Raw genomic sequence first — 16,551 nt, 5'->3', positions numbered from 1 at the left:
CCATAAACTGATTCCTTTTATTTTTATTTAAATCTATTTTAAATTTTATTTCTGTCTTCCAGAAGTATAAGCATACTTAAGCTCTACACCATTGCCAAATAACGGACTCATCAATTTCTTAACATATTTATATCTATAAGTATTCCTTCTAGAATAAATTGTTGGAGCTATAGCTACATCTTCAACTAACAATATTCTTTCTGCTTCCTTATACGCTTCTATTCTATCCTTTACATCCAATGTACTCATAGCCTTCTTTATAAGTTCATCATATTTCTTATTTGACCATCCAGTCTTACACATACCCGAATCTGTCATCCATATATCAAAGAATGTATTAGGATCATTATAGTCTCCCTGCCATCCCATGATAGCCATTTGATATTGCATTTCATCTGTTCTCTTCTGGAATATTGGCCATTCTACATATTCTGCTTTTATGTTTACTCCTAAAGTTTTCTTATACATTTGTTGTACATACTCTGCAAGTGTTCTATAATATTGGTCTGTCCCTGATAATAATATGGTAATATTTATTTTTGATGGATCCTCGTTCATTCCAAGTTCCTTCAATCCTTTAACAAGTAATGCTTTTGCATCCGGATTCTCCTTAGCCATAGCTTTAACAGGTTCTTCCCCTACCGTTTCTCTAAAATCCTTACCGCTAATTTGAACTGTTGGAGGACACCAGCCATAAGATGGTTCATGTCTACCATGAGTTATAACATTAGCGTAATCTTCTCTTGTAAATCCTAGTGAAAATGCTTTTCTAACATTTAAATTGGTAAATAATTTTTCTTTTTGATTAAAACCTACATACCATGATACTGGCAAGAAACCTTTTATATTCTCAAATTTTCCTGTAGCATCAAATTTCTTAATCCATTCTGGTTTTGAAACTCCCATAGTGTCTATTGCACCAGTATAAAGTGAGTTATATGAAGCATTCTCATCTTTTATAATTTTAAAGTTAACTTTTTCAAGTTTAACCTTGTCCTTATCCCAATACTTATCATTCTTTTCAAGAATCATTTGATTATTATGAGTCCAATCCTTCAAAACAAATGGGCCACAATATACTTCTAATGTCTCACTGTCAGTACCGTATTTTTCTCCATGTTTTTTTACTATATCTTCTCTTTGAGGTAAGAATAATTTAAAATATGTTAAATCCAAGAAATATGGACACGGTTGCTTTAATGTAAATTCTAGAGTCTTATCATCTACAGCCTTTACTCCAACATCATCCTTTGAACCCTTGCCTGAATTGTATTCATCTGCCCCTTTAATTGGAGATAATAAAAATGCATAATTAGAACCTGTTTTAGGATCCAAGGTTCTCTTTATGGAATATTCAAAATCCTTTGCAGTAACTGGTTTTCCATCGGACCATTTATAATCCCTCAAATGGAAAGTCCACTGGGTTCCCTCTTCATTATGCTCCCATTTCTCTGCTCCAGCTGCTTTTATAACATCTTTACCCTTATCATCCTGTTCAATTCTAGTTAGCCCTTCGTATACTTCTGAGAATATTTGTGATGAAATAGTATCACTTGATCTAGCCACATCTAATGATTTTGGTTCTGCCCCTAAATTTAAGTTCATGTATTGATCCTTATCCATTTTTTCTTCTTTGGAAGTATTCTTTTCACTTCCATCTTTATTTCCACAACCCCCAACTGCTGTAGAAAATATAAGTGCTGCCCCTAAAGTTAATGCTAGTAATTTTTTTGTTTTCAATTTAAAGCCCCCTTTTAATTGATAAATAAAAAATAGTTTAAGCATCTTATAAATTATTACATATTTGTAAAATTAGTTCCTTCTGTAAATTTTACCACTTATATTCTGAAAATTCAATCTTTTCTTAATTGTTTTTTACAATTTAATTCAAATAAGTGATTTATTTATATTAATTTATTTAAACCCTATAGTTTTTTTACAATATATTACATTAAATATCATAAGTGTTATTTTTTAAGCTAAAAAAACTCTGGCTTAACCAGAGTTTTTTATTTTAAGGTCTGCACTTACTGCACCTACCATAACCTTGACTTATTGCTTGTGATTTTTTAATAGGGATTTTGCTTTTTCTTAAATATTGGCAATTACCACTATGATATTTATCTCCTGTTTTTGTCACATATACTGTTTGTCCATTATTCTGCGACGGTGCTGGAGCAATCTTTGGAGCTGGTTTACTAACCGCTTTATTATTAGTCCTATTGGAAGAACTAGTTACTGATTCTTTAGGTTTAGTTACCGATTTTTCAGGTTTAGTTACTCTGGGTTTATTATCACCTGCAGCATATGTACCTGGACTGCAATTAAACTTTATATTTTTTCCATCACTAATAGCTATTACAGTACCATTTTCATCTGTTCTAAATATCTTAATACCTTTTTTAGCTTGAAGTCTACTCATTGTAGAACTGCTTGGATGTCCATAACTATTACCTTTTCCAACACTTATAACCGCATATTCAGGATTTACTGCATCTAGTTTCACTTTTATTACTACTTACTTTGGTAGATTGACTACTATCTATTTTTGAGCTTGGACTATTAATAACTCCTACCATAAATATTATAAAAGCTACTAAAATTCCTTTTGCAAATTTTTTAGCCTTGCCATTTTTTTTAATTAAAGAAACTATTGCCATAACAATACAAACTATGCAAGCCAAAAATCCTACAATTGATATGAAATCAAACAAAACATTCTCCTCCTTCATTTTCATAATCCACCTAAATTATACATAGTTTTGTATACATTGTAAACATATACAAAAATCTCACATGCAAAATAGAGCTTAGGTATTTAGAATTTTAATTAGTTGATACATTACAACACTATTCAATCCTTAGAAACCTTTATTAATGAAATCATTGCTGTTATTGTATCAAAACAAGCATTTAAATGGGCTATCTAATTCCATATTTCTTTAGCAACTCTTCAATTTCTGTTCCTGATATTTGTTTTAAAATTTTACGTCTAGTTAATGGTGGTAAATCAATTTGTGGCTTTTCGCCATCCAATAAACTTAAGCCTGCATTTAACAAATAACGGATATCATATCTTGAATTAAATACTTCATGAACTCCTTTTTCAACTCCAGTCAATACATATACTGCTTCCATAGCTGTAGGTCCAGAGTATTCAATAGTAAACATAGTATCACGTCCTAGATCATCTAGTGTTTCAGCAAATTGCCCAAGAAAAGCAACATTTACTGCATTCTTTGGTACAACAAACATAAGGACGATATAACTTTCTTATGTCTTTTACATTAGATAAAAAAGAAATCCCTTATTGATTTTTATCATATATCATTTAAACTAACACTTCGCTTAAGGGATAAGAGAATGTTTCCATCGAAAAGCTTCCCGATTTGTCTGATAATAATTTCAGGATTTTCACTCATTCCGGAAGAAATCCAGCGTAACACCATTTGAGTAAGAGCACACTGATAAAAGGAAGCAATAAGATTTTTATCCCTGGAAGAAGCTGAGGTACCTTCACTTACTTTATCAACATACCGAATCATGACATTTCCTGCTACATTATATATATAATTCTCTAATTCTTCTCTTTGCATGGAATTATATACATGATAAATAGCCCTCCTGTTTTCTAAAGCAAACTTAGTAGCCACAATAAAACTTTCCTCCCATGAGAGTGTATCATTATACTCATCAATGACTGTCTGAAGTTCTGTTTGGAAAATCTCTGACAAAACTGCATATACATCTGAATAGTAATAATAAAAAGTATTCCTGTTGATCTCACATTCTGTAGCAATATCCTTAACTGTGATTTTGTTAAGTTGACGCTCATTCAACAATTTAATGAATGTCTCTCGAATGATTTTTTTTGTATATTGCTGTACCAAATTGCCACCGTTACCAAAAACCTTATAAAACTTTATAAAAAGATTATATAAATATATAGTTTTGTTTCTTTCCTACTTCATAATGTCCGATTTTGCCCATTTTATAACCTCCTGCAAAGAGGTTATATTGCGGCTACTTTCGTTTGTGTAACTTGGTGTATATGGTTTAATCTAATATTTTTAAGTTTACTATGAAGTTTTTTTAATCTTCTTTTCAAGTTTTGCAATGTTCTTGGTTTTTTGGTAACTCTCTCCCTTCTTATTCATAATATATTTTCTTGAACATTGTCTTTGAAGCCTTTTTAACTTTTTACTTAGTTTTTTAACTTTGTTTGTTTTATTAACATTCCTAGTGTTTAATTTATCTATATTTGTTATTGCTAATTGAGATATTCCTAAATCAATATCATAATCCACCCTATATTTAACTTTACCTATATTTTCAATATTAACAAAGTTATCTTGAAAATAAATTTTGTCATATCTACTATAAAATCTAGTTTCTGATTTTTTCTTTCTTTTAAATTTAGGAAAGCCTCTTCCATTAAAGAAATTAGTATATGCTTTATCTAAATCTCTAATACTCTCTTTATCTGTATTTAAATTGTAACACAGATAACTTATTTGCAACTAGTCCAATATCATAATAATATTCTTTCTATACATTAGCTTCAATATTAAATAAATTATAGAAGTATGATTTATTATTTATAAGTTCATGAAAACTTCCCATTTCTTCTAAAACTCCATCTTTCATAACTAGTATTTTATCATACCTTTTTAATAAATCCCCCGATAATTTATGTGTAATAACCAAGGCTGTAATATCCTTTAAGTTCAAAATTGAATTTTCAACTTTCCATGATGCTTCATTGTCCAATGAAGATGTGGCTTCATCTAAGAAAATAATAGGAGTACGCTTTATTATAGCCCTAGCAATAGAAATTCTCTGCTTTTCACCACCAGATAGGTTACCCCCATTTTCACCTACAAGTGCGTTTATTCCGCCCTCTACGTTGTTAATAATGTTACTTAATCCTGAAAACTCCACAGCTTTCTTTATTTCTTCTTCACTATAATCATTATACAAACATATATTATCCTTAATATCTGAATCAAACATGAAAACATCCTGATGTATAGCAGATATTAATCTATATAAATTGCTGAGTTTAAGCTCTCTGTTATCAACTCCATCAATATATATGTTTCCTTCATACTCTGTATAATATCTTAAAAGCAAATTTAACATAGTAGATTTTCCACTACCACTTTGTCCAACAACAGCATATTTATTTCCCTTATTTAAAGAAAAACTAATATTTTTAAGAACTTCTTTATCCTTCTCATAAGAAAAACATACATTTTTAAATTCGATGCTTTCATTAAATGTTTCCTTCTCCATACCTTCTTCATTTGGAATTTGTTCATCTACAATGCCCATAATTTTACATTTAACAAGTTTAATGGATTTTAAATCAATAACTTCATAAGTAAAATCTAAAACTGCCATATCCACAATATCCATAAGCTGAATAGATGCAATAAGTATACCCGCTGTTGCTTTTCCCTTAATAACTAGATATGTTCCTATTGCTAGAGAAACCAATAACATAAGGTATGAAAAGAAAGCTGTTAATATATTTACAAAACTATTGTAATTCTTGTATTTAAGTTCTGAATCTTCTGCTTCATAATTTATCCTTCTAAATTCCCTGTTTATTTTATCATGAATATTAAAACTTCTTATTACTTGAAATCCTTCAAAAATATCTTTAACCTTAGAGGTAAAAATACCAATCTTCTGCGCTTGAAATTCCTTTTTACTAGAAAGATATTTTTCTGTTACCTTTGGAATAAATAATGGCAAAATGCTTAAAATTACTACAAAAGCTCCTATTAGTATATCTAATTTAAATATAGCGTATGCACCAATAATTACCTGTATAATTGTTTGTATCAATGCAATTATACTTTCAAAATATACTTCTTTTATCATATTAATATCATTTGTAAGTGTAGATATATATTCCCCAGAGTTACTACTATTGAAATTTTTAGGATTTCTTTTTAACAATTTATCAAAAACATCGTTTTTAAGGTCCATTGACCATTTTTTTATCAATATATTATTTACTATCTTTTTAAAGTATTCACTAATTAAAAGTGATATTATAACTACCCCTGTAATAAGAATTGTAATCTTAAATTTGTTAATATCCTTTATAGTACCTATATCAACCAACTGTTTCATAAGAAATGCCATGCTAGTGTTGCATGACGCTACTAAAATTGTTAATAAAGTGCTTAAAATTAGCAATTTCTTTTGTTTTAAAATATACCCCTTCATATTGTCTCCTCTTTCCCCATGTATTCACTATAATAAACATTTCACTGTCACATTATTGCAAAATACTTTTAATCTTTCAAAATATTATAATTTACAGCAGATAACTATTTTACATGTAAAATAACAATATATACTAACTAATTACGATTTAAAAATCTATACTCTGTAACCTCACCACAAAATTCATAACCAATACTTTGATATAAATGATTTGAAACTGGTTTGCGACGATCGGCATATAATATCGGCAAAATCCCTTCACTTAGTAGTTTTTTTGTAATCGTAAACATTAAAAATTTTGCATAACCTATATTACGTTCATTTCTATCAGTAAAAACACCATCAGTTATTGCAACTTTGCCATATTTATGAACGGATGCCATAGCAACAACTTTTTCATATTGATTTCTCCAAACGTGAAAATCTGGTCTGGTTAGTTTTCTCTGTGCAAACTTATTCGCTTGTTCTAGTGTAAGATTTCCAAAACCAATGTCTTCCCAATTATCTCTAGATAATATAGTAATAATTTCTAAATCATTTTCATTGGCTTTTGATAAACTGCCACTAATGATTTTAGGCTTTATAGGCTTATGACAAACATATGAATTTTTAGGAACACTTATCTGAAAAGAACTGCCAGAGATTCTTGAAACTTCTTGCAAAATCCGCTGAATATATATTTCTTCTCCATCTATATTAAGAGTAGGATTAAAGGCAAGTTTTTCACATATGATTTTAACCACTTCTTCACGTTCTTCATTAGATAAATTATTCTTAATGTAAATCCATAAAGGAGAGGTTGGGCATTCTTGTCCAATAATTACATTTTTATCATTAGTTACAATAAAAGAATCCTCAGCTGTTAGTATAGCATAAAACATACTAAACTGAATCAGTTCCTTTTCAGTCATTAATTTTTCAAAAACCTTATCTTGACCTGTAATATTTCTCATACGAAATGCCTCCATTAATTCTCATTATTTAAACCAAAGTGCATTTCCAACACTTTTTCTGTTTTTTTGAATTATTTCTCTTCCACTCTTACTTGTTAAAATCTTCTTTAAATTTTTCTGTTCATGATAAGTTAAACAGTCTAAACATAAGTAAAATTTAACAATATAAATCTTAGCATGCCTAATATATCAAATGGCTTTTTATAACTAGTATAAAGTATATAAGTCATAGCAAAGACTATTCCTAAAACCACCACTATGTCAAAAATTAAGTCAAATATATGTGATTTTACAGTAGCCTTCATTGTGCAATCATTTCCTTATTTATGCCAATTATAGCATATAAAAACATTTATGTAACTGGTAGGGTTAAGGTAAAAATATAAAAACCGACCTCTTTTGCCGGATTTAAAATCCAACTATTAAGGTCGGTAATAATACTTAAAACAACTAATTGTAAAACCTTCATTAAAAGCTTTATTTTTGTCGAAAATTATATTTGAATCAGTAATAGTAATAGTTCTACTAACTTTTTCAGTAGATTCTTTAAAATTATTAATATTTATAGTTTGTATCATATCCGGTTCAGTAGCAAATACATGTTCAACATTGCCTCCTATTAACATAACTGTGAAAAATGCTAATATGAACGCAATATTTTTTAATAAAACTTTTTTTTCATAAAATCACCCTTCTTTAAGAATTTTTAAAATCTTTTATTATGATAAAACAATATTAGGTCGCGGTAGACGCGTTGGTTACCCAACGCACCCCGCACAGAATCCCGGCGTGCGGAATTACCGCACCGGGCTCTTCAAATATACTCGCTTCCGTAATCACTCAAAGCAAACTTTTAATTTAATTTGTTTGTACTTTTTCTCTGTTATTTTTGGTCTAATTAATCCATACCTCTTTATTGCCTGATTAAACTCTTCCCATGTGAAACTTTTACGTTGACTCCTTCTATTTAGCCATTTAAATAGTATTTTTATAGCTGGATTATAAAAATCATATAATCCTTTACTATTTCCTATAACTCCATAATAATTAAAGTACCCTCTAAATTTTAGATTTAACATTTTTATTATCCATTTGAACTTACTATTTCTATTTCTTTTACACCAATCTTTAAAAGCTTGTATAGATTTCTTCAATTTACTTCTACTTGTTCTACGCTTTACTATATTTTTACCCTTTTTAGATTTGCTCCATCTATACTCAAAACCTACAAAATCAAAACTTTTACTTTTTACATCATCATATTTAGAAAATTTTATAATCTTTGTCTTTTCTTCCGCTAGCTTCAGTCCAAATTTTCCAAGTCTTTTACCTATTACTTTATAGAACCTATCTGCATCTTCTTTATATCTAAACGCACAGACAAAATCATCAGCAACTCTACATATACAGGCTTCGCCTTTTATAGACTTCTTAACAACTTTTTCAAACCATAAATCTAGCGAGTAATGCAAGTAAATATTTGCCAATATAGGACTTACTATTGAACCTTGAGGACTTCCAGTTTTAGGGTTTATTATTTTTCCATCAGTATTTAGTATGCCAGCTTTTAGCCACTTGACTATTAATCTTATAAATGCCTTATCCTTAATTCTTTCTTTTAACATTTTGATAAGCCATTGATGGTCAATATTATCGAAAAAACTTCTAATATCAGCTTCTACAATATAGTTATAATTACCCATTAGATTATCTGATAATTCTTTTGCTGCTTTTTGGGCACTTGTGTTTGGTCGATATCCATAACTAAAATTGAAGAAATCTTGTTCATAGATTGCCTCTAATATTGATGCAACTGCTCTTTGGACAATTTTATCTCTTAATGTAGGCAATCCTAACGGGCGAGTTTTCCCATTTCCTTTTGGTATGTTTACTCTTTTTGTTAATCTAGCTTTATAACTCTTATTTTTTAGTTCTTTTAGTAATTCATCTAGGTTTCTGTCTAAATCTTCTCCAAACTCTTTTGCTGTTATTTTGTCTATACCAGCAGCTGCGCTTCTATTTATTTCTTTCCAAGCAGTGTGTAAAGCTTGCTTGTTTATCAACCCATATAAATTACCAAATTTGTATTTTTTATTTTGCTTTGATTTTCTTGCTATTCCCCACAGTGATGTTTGCATTATTTCCTCCAGTCCTGCAGTCCAGATAATGTTTCATTTGTGAGCTACATATATTTGTTAACCCCTTCCCCACGTAAACGGTTCTCCCGTTCTCAGAGTACTATGAGTTAATCCGAATTCCTATGTGCATTAGCCGTCCTCTTTTTTCATTGGATAGACCTACCAAATTTATTGGAGCCATAGGAGCCTCCCAAGTTCCTATTAATTCTCTCTATACATACCACGCCCTTCGACCCCGACAGACCCTCGAGAATCTCACCTTTTACGATTCCTCTGTATAGGTTTCCGTGTAGTTAATCACGTCACCATCTGCATTAAACTGATAACGAGGCTCATTTAGCTTCAGTAATTACGGTCTTCCCTGTGGTCTATATAGTTCTCTGTGTACGCTTCATCTAGTTGTTACCAATTTCGATGCAACACTCGATATGAGTGGTTGGTTAGACCTTACTCATCAAAGACTTTCACTTTGACAGAATTAATAAGCTTTTCTTGGCGCACTAACTATTCAGCCATCCTAAATAATTACTATCTTTAGCAAGCTTGTTAATATGATTGTATCACAATTTATTCCATTATCGTATTTAAAATATTGAATATTACAAATATTTACTATATTTTATAAAATAAAAAATACCTATGAAATTACATTTTTAAACATAAGATCATAGGTACCTCTTTTTATTTTATTATAAAACGTGTATTCTAAGTATTGATTTTACTGGATTTCCGTTATTCCCACTCAATCACATTATTTAAGTAAGGTTTATCAAACGTTGATATTCCTTACTTTCATTATATTAATTATACATATTATATTGTATTTTATAGGTTATTAAAAAATATTAGTACGATTTTAGTACGGAAAAAGCTCTAGGTAAACTAGAGCTTCTTTACTTCCTATTCAGCTTCTTTTAAATATAATTCTTTATTTTTAACTAAATGAAAAATCAATAGAGCAGCAAATATTAAATTTAATGTTGACCAAATTTTTAAATCTGAAAATGTACCTGCATTAGCAAATCCTATTACTCCGCCTAATACATAAAATACTATAGAAGTAATGACCATTCCTTTGTGTTTCTTAGATACTAATACAACTATTCCACCTATAAGCATACATATGCTTAAAATAAGTCCAGCTGAACCACTCACCTCTTTTGAATTTGACATGGCATTTCCTAATCCCGCTGCACATGACTGAAATGTAACTATGAAGAAAAGAACAATACTGATAATTCCTACAACTTTTTTCATAACATTTACCTCCTAATATGTAATTCTACCATTAAATTATACAATAGCTTGTACAATTTGTAAACATATGAAAAACAGGGTAATTTTATCTACTCTATAAAAACTTACTTAATTCATCCATTTCATTTTTTTCAAGTTCACTCACTTCTAGTGACTTCTCCTCGCAGTTACTCACTTCTACTAACTTATCATCACTATCACTCACTATATTATTGTCAATGTTACTCACTTGTGGTGACTTTGTATCACCTTGAGTTACTTCTGATTGAGTAACTTTGAGTAATGGTGTATCACAGTTACTCACTATATAGCTAAAAATAATCTCCTTGATGGCTGCATTAGGATTTAAGCAGCCATCAAGGAATTGTATTATCTGTTTTTCTTTATCTTTGGAGTTATTAAGTGTGAATTGTACCCTTCTGCTATTCTTACTTATTGCCATTATTATTCCACACCTTCTTAGTTGCTTCAAGCGCCCCATCTGCATTACTGGTACTTGCATTTTCTAATATAGTATTACTTGGCAGTTTCAATTGTTTTATATAGTCTTTTAACATTAAGCTTGTACCACCAGTCCAATATACTTTGTAAGTTGATAGGTTAACATATGGCTTTATAGCATTTAGTATATTATTTAAAAATAAATTATACTCTTTTGGATTTACTGTAATTATTTTATTATTTATAAGCCTTTGAATATCTTCCTCACTGTAATCTTTATTCTCTATATTTTTAATTTTAGTATAGAAGTCATATGATCCAAGCTTAACGGTTTGCAATTTTACTACTTTTCCATTTTCAAAAACGCTTAAATTTATTGTTCTACTTCCACAATCTATTAAACATATGTCGCCCTGCCTCTGTTCTTTTGTTAAACTAAAATAAGAACTATAACCTTCAGGTAAAATTAAAGCATCTTCTATATTAATATTCTTATCCTGGCCATTAAACTTTAATTTAGTATTCTTATGTTTATTTATTATATCCAATAGCTTGTTTTTATTGGCCATCTGCATTATAGGCAACATTAGACATAAATTAGTTTTTATAACATCTTCTTTGTTAGCCTTGCATATAGCATACATTAGTTGAGGAATGAAATTCTCCTTATTAGTTTTATCATACTCCTTTGAAAATTCTCCTATAGTTAAGTATGTTATAAATCCATCTATCTCCACCCTTTGAAAACTTTCTTGATAACTTTGATAATCTGTAGTGTATTTTGAGCTAAAACTACCTTTGTTTTCACCTATATATTTAATGTAGTAATTTCCTAAATCTACAACTGTTATTTTACTCATTTTAATTACCTCCAGTTTTTATATTTATAGAATATTTCTTAATATCTTCAAGATATCTTCTTTCGTATAATTTTCTTTTTCAGTACATTCTATTTTATTCAACTCTAAACTTATATTTTTTCTACTCTCAAATCTTCTATGGTCATTCTTATTTAAAGTTTTAAAAAACTCTACAATCTCGTATACTTCTGTAACATCATAAGAATTACTCATTCTTACATACCCCCATCTATTTTATTATTAACTTCAATAAATTCTAGTAGTAATTTATACGCCTCTAATTGCCCTTTATGGTAACTAGTTAATTCACTTTCTTCACCGAATAACTCTAAATTCCTATTGTAATCCCTTTCGCTTGACTCTACTGATTTTTTTAAAATCTTTATTATAAGTTCAATATTCATTTAAATCACCCTCCTATACTGGCAACTCATATTCTTCTCCGTAGAGTAATGCCTTTTCAAGTTTGTCATAATCATATTTCCGTTGTGCATAATCATTAAATGTACTTGTCTTCACCTTATTTTCTTTATGGCATACATTGTTTTTTATACACCATAATGTATATTTGAAAAGATTTTTAACATTGCTCTGCTGCAAAGCATATTTATAAGCTTGTATTATTTTTAAAATATTATTACTAGCAGCCCTTAATAGCTCCATAGCATTTCCTTTATTAAATCCAGTTTCTTTAGTTACTATATCTACATCTTTATCTACTGGTTCTATAACTTCATCAATATAAATTTGTCCCTCTATTGGAGCATTACCATCACTGTCCACTGGTTTTTTATTAAGTTTTTCTTCTACTGGAGCAGTAGATTTTTCTTTACCCAGGCTATAAGTATATTCAAATCTACCATTAACACTTGTTTTAGTCTGTATTAATAAGCCTTTTTCTTTAAGTTCTTTCCATGCTCTATTAAACCTAATAAGCCCTAATCCAGTAACAGATTTTATATGAGATTTGTTTATTTTAAATCCTGGAATTGAAATATATCTTGATAGAATTGCATAAATGCCTTTTGCATCAAAAGATATGCTTTGGTCTTCTAATATAGAATTGTCTATTTTAGTAAATCCGTTACTCATAGTTGACCTCCTTATTGATTAATGTTAATTAATATTGATTAATTTATTTTAGTATACAACATTGATTAACATTAATCAACTATTTTTTTGAAAAAAGTTAATTAATATTGCTTATAATTAATTAATTTATATGGTATAATATAGATATAATCAAATCTAGGAGGTTTTTATGGAAAATAAAAAAGATACTTTAGTTAATAGAGAACGTTATTCAAGTACATTTGATAAAGAGCTATTAAAAGAATTTAAAGAGTTGTCAGCTGAAACTTCTATTCCAATCTCAAAATTATTTGATAAAGCTTTAGAATTGTTATTAAAAGAATATGGAAAAAGGTAACTAAATTTAATTATAGTTACCTTTTTATTTAAATTTATACTTGACAAAACAACCGCCAACGATTATTTTATAGTATACCTTTAGGTATATAATACTTAGTTGTTTATACTATAGTATTTTATATATCTCTTATTATATAAGTCTTATTAAATATAGTCTTATTATACGTATATGGTTACTAGTATATAGCTTACCAGTATATAGTTTTATACCCCTATGGTGGTATATCCATGGTATATAAAAATACCCCATTGATGGTATGTTATTAACATGTTATCAACAAGGCAAAAAATAAAAAAGGTAGCAAACAGAGTTTTCCCCGCTTGCTGCCTAAAAGTTAATCTCTAAATTCTGTTATACTTACTGGATCTATTTCTTTTGGAGCATTTAATTTAGAATTAGTTTGTATATTATTTATACTTGCTAATATATCGTGCATGAAGTTTGCTCCACGACTTATTAATATACCAGTTAAAATAACACCTAGTATACTGTATTTCATTGGAATGCCCACCATAGACATAATATCTATGCCTGTACCTAAAGAAAGTAACAAGCCAACTATAAGTGCCCCTATTCTATCTACAGATACCTTCCCTTGCTGCCATAACATCTTTAATGTTTCCCAAACTGATTCTCCTATTAATGCTAATACTATTAAACTTAATATACTCATATTATCCATCCCTCCTATTTCTTTAATAAAACTTTCCAAGTATTCTTACCTACCACACCATCTACACTTAATCCATTTGCCTTTTGTATTGCACAAACAGCGTTATAAGTGCCATTTCCAAATACACTGTCTGCTCCATAACTACCAACCGAATATCCTTTTCTTATAAGTAGTTTTTGTATTATCTTAGTTATATTACCCCTAGCTCCTTTACGAACGGTTATTAACTTATTTACAGTATTATCTCCACAATAACCATCTACTTTTAAATTTGCGTTGCATTGAACGTTTAACTGATACTGTAAGTCTTTAATTATTTGTCCTTGAATATTAATTTCCCAAGTTTTCTTTACTTTAGCTTGTGGTTTTGGTGTAGAAGGTGTACTATTAACAGTTTGTCCAGTTAAACCTTCTGCTATAGCTTTGCCTATTACATCAGCACCTAATTTTTTATATAGTGTTACATCCTCTGTTGCTTCACAGAAACAAACTTCACATATAATTGCTTTACATGCAGTTTTTCTTAATTCATATAAACCTTGTCTAACCTTTTGTCCTCTATTTTTAAATCCTAATGCACCTAATTTATTTACAACTCTTTGTGCTATATCAAAAGTATTGTATACACACACTTCTGAACCTATTGCACCATTATAACTATCATATGCGTTGTTAAAATGTATAGATATAAATAGTTCTGCACGCCAATTATTAGCCTTGTTAACTCCATACGCCAAATCTGAACTAGAATCCATATTTCCTGGTGTGACATCTAAAACCGAATGTCCTGCTTGCTTCAAATATTTAATTACTGCATCTTTAACCTTTCTATCCTCCGTTGTTTCATCAATTAAACCACTTGCACCTTTTGCTAAAAAATTATGTCCACCTCTTACTGCTATTTTCATATATAATCTCCTACCTTTCTAATTTTTCTTCTATTTTGTCTACACTTTTTTTAACATCATCTAGGATATTAAATTTCTGTGTTAGATCTGATATAATCTCCTGGTATTTCCCTTCCCTCTTCGAATTTTCTTTTAGCACATAAAAAAGGAGGTAAGCGAAAAAAATCGCAAACACTCCCTGGCTAGCAACCATTTTAATTATTTCATTTTCCAAAATGCACCTCCAAAAAATAATATAAAAAAGGACTTAATTAATGTAACTTCTTTCTCCATTTTAAATATGCTCTACCTTTTCTATTAACCCCTCTAATTTTTGTCTATCAATAAATATCACATTATTCTTTATTGCTTCATTGTTTTTTAATCCATCATTAAGCTGATCTAATGCTGGTTTAGAAAATTTACCCGATATTATAACTATTAGTTTTGAAATTCCTTCAATAGTTTTCCCGTATATATCTCTAAAACTAATTTCAAACGCTTGTTTTATTTGTTCAAGAAGTTCAATTGTTTGTCGTGACCTAATATCACCTGAAACATCTCCAAATTTCACTTGTGCACTATAATATTCCATATCATCAAATTCTGTTTTTCTAGAAAATATAATATCTCTCCCATGTTCATAAGTACCATGATTGTATCGAACATTAATAAAACCTAGTTTTCTAAGTAAGGGAATAATTATCTCTTTAGTAAGTTCCTTTTCATTCTTTACACCTCCAATATATCTTATGTTATAACCTAATGATGACCTTAAGTTATCCATTATCTCCTCAGATATTTCTTGCGCAAAATCTAGAACATTATCTAATAAATCACTTTCAATTTCCGAATAGAAAGTGATAAAAACAGAATTCTCAATTCTTTTTATTTCTTGAAAAAATACATCCCCTATTTCAACTTCCCTCTTTATTACCACGTCTTTAAGTCTTTTATAATAATATACTGCGTCAAAACCCATCACTTCAACATCTTCATCTCGCCCCTCGTTAAATAGGACTTTCATTTTATTTTTTCCTACTTTAATTAAAGAGTATGCGATAATATCATCTCTAGCAAATGGTTGTGCTCCAATGACTGCACAACACATATTTAGTTTTATATTATCTGGTAAGTCCTGAACTCTTATACCTTTACCATAAACATCATGTTCTGGTATTTTAATATTTTCTTTCATTTTTGGGTACATTATCTTATTATTAATTGAAAAATCCTTTACATTACCATATTTATTAATTAAAAACTCTATTTTTCCTTCAACATATATCAACTCCAATATTTTTTATTATTAAATATATGCTTCATAATCCTATAAATTCATGTTATAAAAAAAACATGAAAAGTTCTATTTTAAAACTAAGTCATATTATTACAAACATTCTATTACAAATTTAAATTTGTTCTATAGCTCCCATTTCCTTTAATACTTCTCCTACACACTCTCTAAGGTTCAAAAGTGCTGGTACTTGCTCATATGTATAAGTACCATTCAATATTAATGGCACCAAACATTTTTTTACTAATCCACTTTCTTTTGTTAATTAAACATATTTACCACTCTCCCATAAAATCATTTAATAAATTTAAAACAAAAAAATCACCCCTTATTGAGGTGTTGCTATCATCATTGTTAATTCAGCTATTGTCTG

The 16,551-nt window shown here is 29.2% G+C and carries 21 protein-coding genes and 1 pseudogene; 1 reads left to right on the top strand and 21 read right to left on the bottom strand.

Features of this window, described 5'->3' with window-relative positions:
• Nucleotides 1-45 precede the first annotated feature (45 nt).
• From CC89_RS02650 to CC89_RS02580, 17 genes and pseudogenes are all read right to left on the bottom strand, one after another.
• Entirely contained in the window at nucleotides 46-1,740 is a 1,695-nt protein-coding gene (locus CC89_RS02650; RefSeq protein ID WP_035288781.1) for a peptide ABC transporter substrate-binding protein, read from the bottom strand.
• 274 nt (nucleotides 1,741-2,014) lie between these two features.
• Entirely contained in the window at nucleotides 2,015-2,506 is a 492-nt protein-coding gene (locus tag CC89_RS02645) for a ComEC/Rec2 family competence protein (protein WP_051931427.1), read from the bottom strand.
• Nucleotides 2,481-2,732: a hypothetical protein gene (locus tag CC89_RS02640; RefSeq protein WP_035288778.1), complete on the bottom strand. Its 252-nt coding sequence runs from the start codon at nucleotides 2,730-2,732 to the stop codon at nucleotides 2,481-2,483. Before CC89_RS02640 ends, CC89_RS02645 begins: the two co-directional genes overlap by 26 nt.
• 190 nt (nucleotides 2,733-2,922) lie before the next feature.
• Nucleotides 2,923-3,252 (bottom strand): annotated as a pseudogene (locus CC89_RS02635) (oleate hydratase); the annotation flags it as partial.
• Nucleotides 3,253-3,320: 68 nt separating this feature from the next.
• Nucleotides 3,321-3,890, bottom strand: a complete 570-nt coding sequence (locus CC89_RS02630) for a TetR/AcrR family transcriptional regulator (protein ID WP_035288772.1) — start codon at nucleotides 3,888-3,890, stop codon at nucleotides 3,321-3,323.
• Nucleotides 3,891-4,079: 189 nt separating this feature from the next.
• A complete protein-coding gene (locus tag CC89_RS02625; RefSeq protein WP_051931424.1) occupies nucleotides 4,080-4,520 on the bottom strand; it encodes a hypothetical protein in 441 nt (146 codons plus the stop codon).
• 28 nt (nucleotides 4,521-4,548) lie between these two features.
• Entirely contained in the window at nucleotides 4,549-6,240 is a 1,692-nt protein-coding gene (locus CC89_RS02620; RefSeq protein ID WP_035288768.1) for an ABC transporter ATP-binding protein, read from the bottom strand.
• A 137-nt stretch (nucleotides 6,241-6,377) separates the two neighbouring features.
• Nucleotides 6,378-7,193 (bottom strand): GNAT family N-acetyltransferase, encoded by an 816-nt coding sequence (locus tag CC89_RS02615; protein ID WP_035288765.1) that lies wholly within the window; start codon nucleotides 7,191-7,193, stop codon nucleotides 6,378-6,380.
• A 140-nt stretch (nucleotides 7,194-7,333) separates the two neighbouring features.
• Complete coding sequence (locus tag CC89_RS20320; RefSeq protein WP_185750656.1) at nucleotides 7,334-7,498, bottom strand: hypothetical protein; 165 nt, start codon at nucleotides 7,496-7,498, stop codon at nucleotides 7,334-7,336.
• Between the two features lie 117 nt (nucleotides 7,499-7,615).
• Entirely contained in the window at nucleotides 7,616-7,819 is a 204-nt protein-coding gene (locus CC89_RS20315; protein ID WP_185750655.1) for a hypothetical protein, read from the bottom strand.
• A gap of 210 nt (nucleotides 7,820-8,029) precedes the next feature.
• Nucleotides 8,030-9,331, bottom strand: a complete 1,302-nt coding sequence (ltrA, locus tag CC89_RS02610) for a group II intron reverse transcriptase/maturase (protein WP_035288762.1) — start codon at nucleotides 9,329-9,331, stop codon at nucleotides 8,030-8,032.
• Between the two features lie 900 nt (nucleotides 9,332-10,231).
• Nucleotides 10,232-10,588 carry a hypothetical protein gene (locus tag CC89_RS02605; RefSeq protein WP_035288759.1) on the bottom strand — a complete coding sequence of 119 codons (357 nt, stop codon included), beginning with the start codon at nucleotides 10,586-10,588 and terminating at the stop codon, nucleotides 10,232-10,234.
• A 94-nt stretch (nucleotides 10,589-10,682) separates the two neighbouring features.
• Nucleotides 10,683-11,030 carry a hypothetical protein gene (locus tag CC89_RS02600; protein ID WP_035288756.1) on the bottom strand — a complete coding sequence of 116 codons (348 nt, stop codon included), beginning with the start codon at nucleotides 11,028-11,030 and terminating at the stop codon, nucleotides 10,683-10,685.
• Complete coding sequence (locus tag CC89_RS02595) at nucleotides 11,017-11,889, bottom strand: ParM/StbA family protein (protein ID WP_035288753.1); 873 nt, start codon at nucleotides 11,887-11,889, stop codon at nucleotides 11,017-11,019. The genes CC89_RS02600 and CC89_RS02595 overlap by 14 nt, the downstream gene beginning before the upstream one ends.
• Nucleotides 11,890-11,913: 24 nt before the next feature.
• Nucleotides 11,914-12,102: a hypothetical protein gene (locus tag CC89_RS02590; protein WP_035288750.1), complete on the bottom strand. Its 189-nt coding sequence runs from the start codon at nucleotides 12,100-12,102 to the stop codon at nucleotides 11,914-11,916.
• Between the two features lie 2 nt (nucleotides 12,103-12,104).
• Nucleotides 12,105-12,293 carry a hypothetical protein gene (locus tag CC89_RS02585; protein ID WP_035288747.1) on the bottom strand — a complete coding sequence of 63 codons (189 nt, stop codon included), beginning with the start codon at nucleotides 12,291-12,293 and terminating at the stop codon, nucleotides 12,105-12,107.
• A gap of 13 nt (nucleotides 12,294-12,306) precedes the next feature.
• Entirely contained in the window at nucleotides 12,307-12,981 is a 675-nt protein-coding gene (locus CC89_RS02580; RefSeq protein ID WP_035288744.1) for a hypothetical protein, read from the bottom strand.
• A gap of 169 nt (nucleotides 12,982-13,150) precedes the next feature.
• Here CC89_RS02580 and CC89_RS19815 point away from each other — a divergent pair, with 169 nt between their 5' ends.
• Nucleotides 13,151-13,318 carry a ribbon-helix-helix domain-containing protein gene (locus tag CC89_RS19815; RefSeq protein ID WP_081896941.1) on the top strand — a complete coding sequence of 56 codons (168 nt, stop codon included), beginning with the start codon at nucleotides 13,151-13,153 and terminating at the stop codon, nucleotides 13,316-13,318.
• Nucleotides 13,319-13,655: 337 nt separating this feature from the next.
• Here the strand turns inward: CC89_RS19815 and CC89_RS02575 are convergent, their stop codons facing one another.
• The 4 genes from CC89_RS02575 to CC89_RS02555 are packed head-to-tail and all read right to left on the bottom strand — an operon-like array spanning nucleotide 13,656 to nucleotide 16,178.
• Nucleotides 13,656-13,994 carry a hypothetical protein gene (locus tag CC89_RS02575; RefSeq protein WP_035291102.1) on the bottom strand — a complete coding sequence of 113 codons (339 nt, stop codon included), beginning with the start codon at nucleotides 13,992-13,994 and terminating at the stop codon, nucleotides 13,656-13,658.
• Nucleotides 13,995-14,008: 14 nt separating this feature from the next.
• Nucleotides 14,009-14,902: an N-acetylmuramoyl-L-alanine amidase gene (locus CC89_RS20975; RefSeq protein WP_051931422.1), complete on the bottom strand. Its 894-nt coding sequence runs from the start codon at nucleotides 14,900-14,902 to the stop codon at nucleotides 14,009-14,011.
• 10 nt (nucleotides 14,903-14,912) lie between these two features.
• On the bottom strand, nucleotides 14,913-15,116 hold the full coding sequence (locus tag CC89_RS02560; protein ID WP_035288741.1) for a BhlA/UviB family holin-like peptide: 204 nt from the start codon (nucleotides 15,114-15,116) through the stop codon (nucleotides 14,913-14,915).
• Between the two features lie 60 nt (nucleotides 15,117-15,176).
• Nucleotides 15,177-16,178 (bottom strand): hypothetical protein, encoded by a 1,002-nt coding sequence (locus tag CC89_RS02555; protein ID WP_035288738.1) that lies wholly within the window; start codon nucleotides 16,176-16,178, stop codon nucleotides 15,177-15,179.
• Nucleotides 16,179-16,551: the final 373 nt, after the last annotated feature.

Source organism: Clostridium sp. KNHs214 (assembly GCF_000744935.1).
GTDB lineage: Bacteria > Bacillota > Clostridia > Clostridiales > Clostridiaceae > Haloimpatiens.
This window is presented reverse-complemented; position numbering and strand designations above follow the sequence as displayed.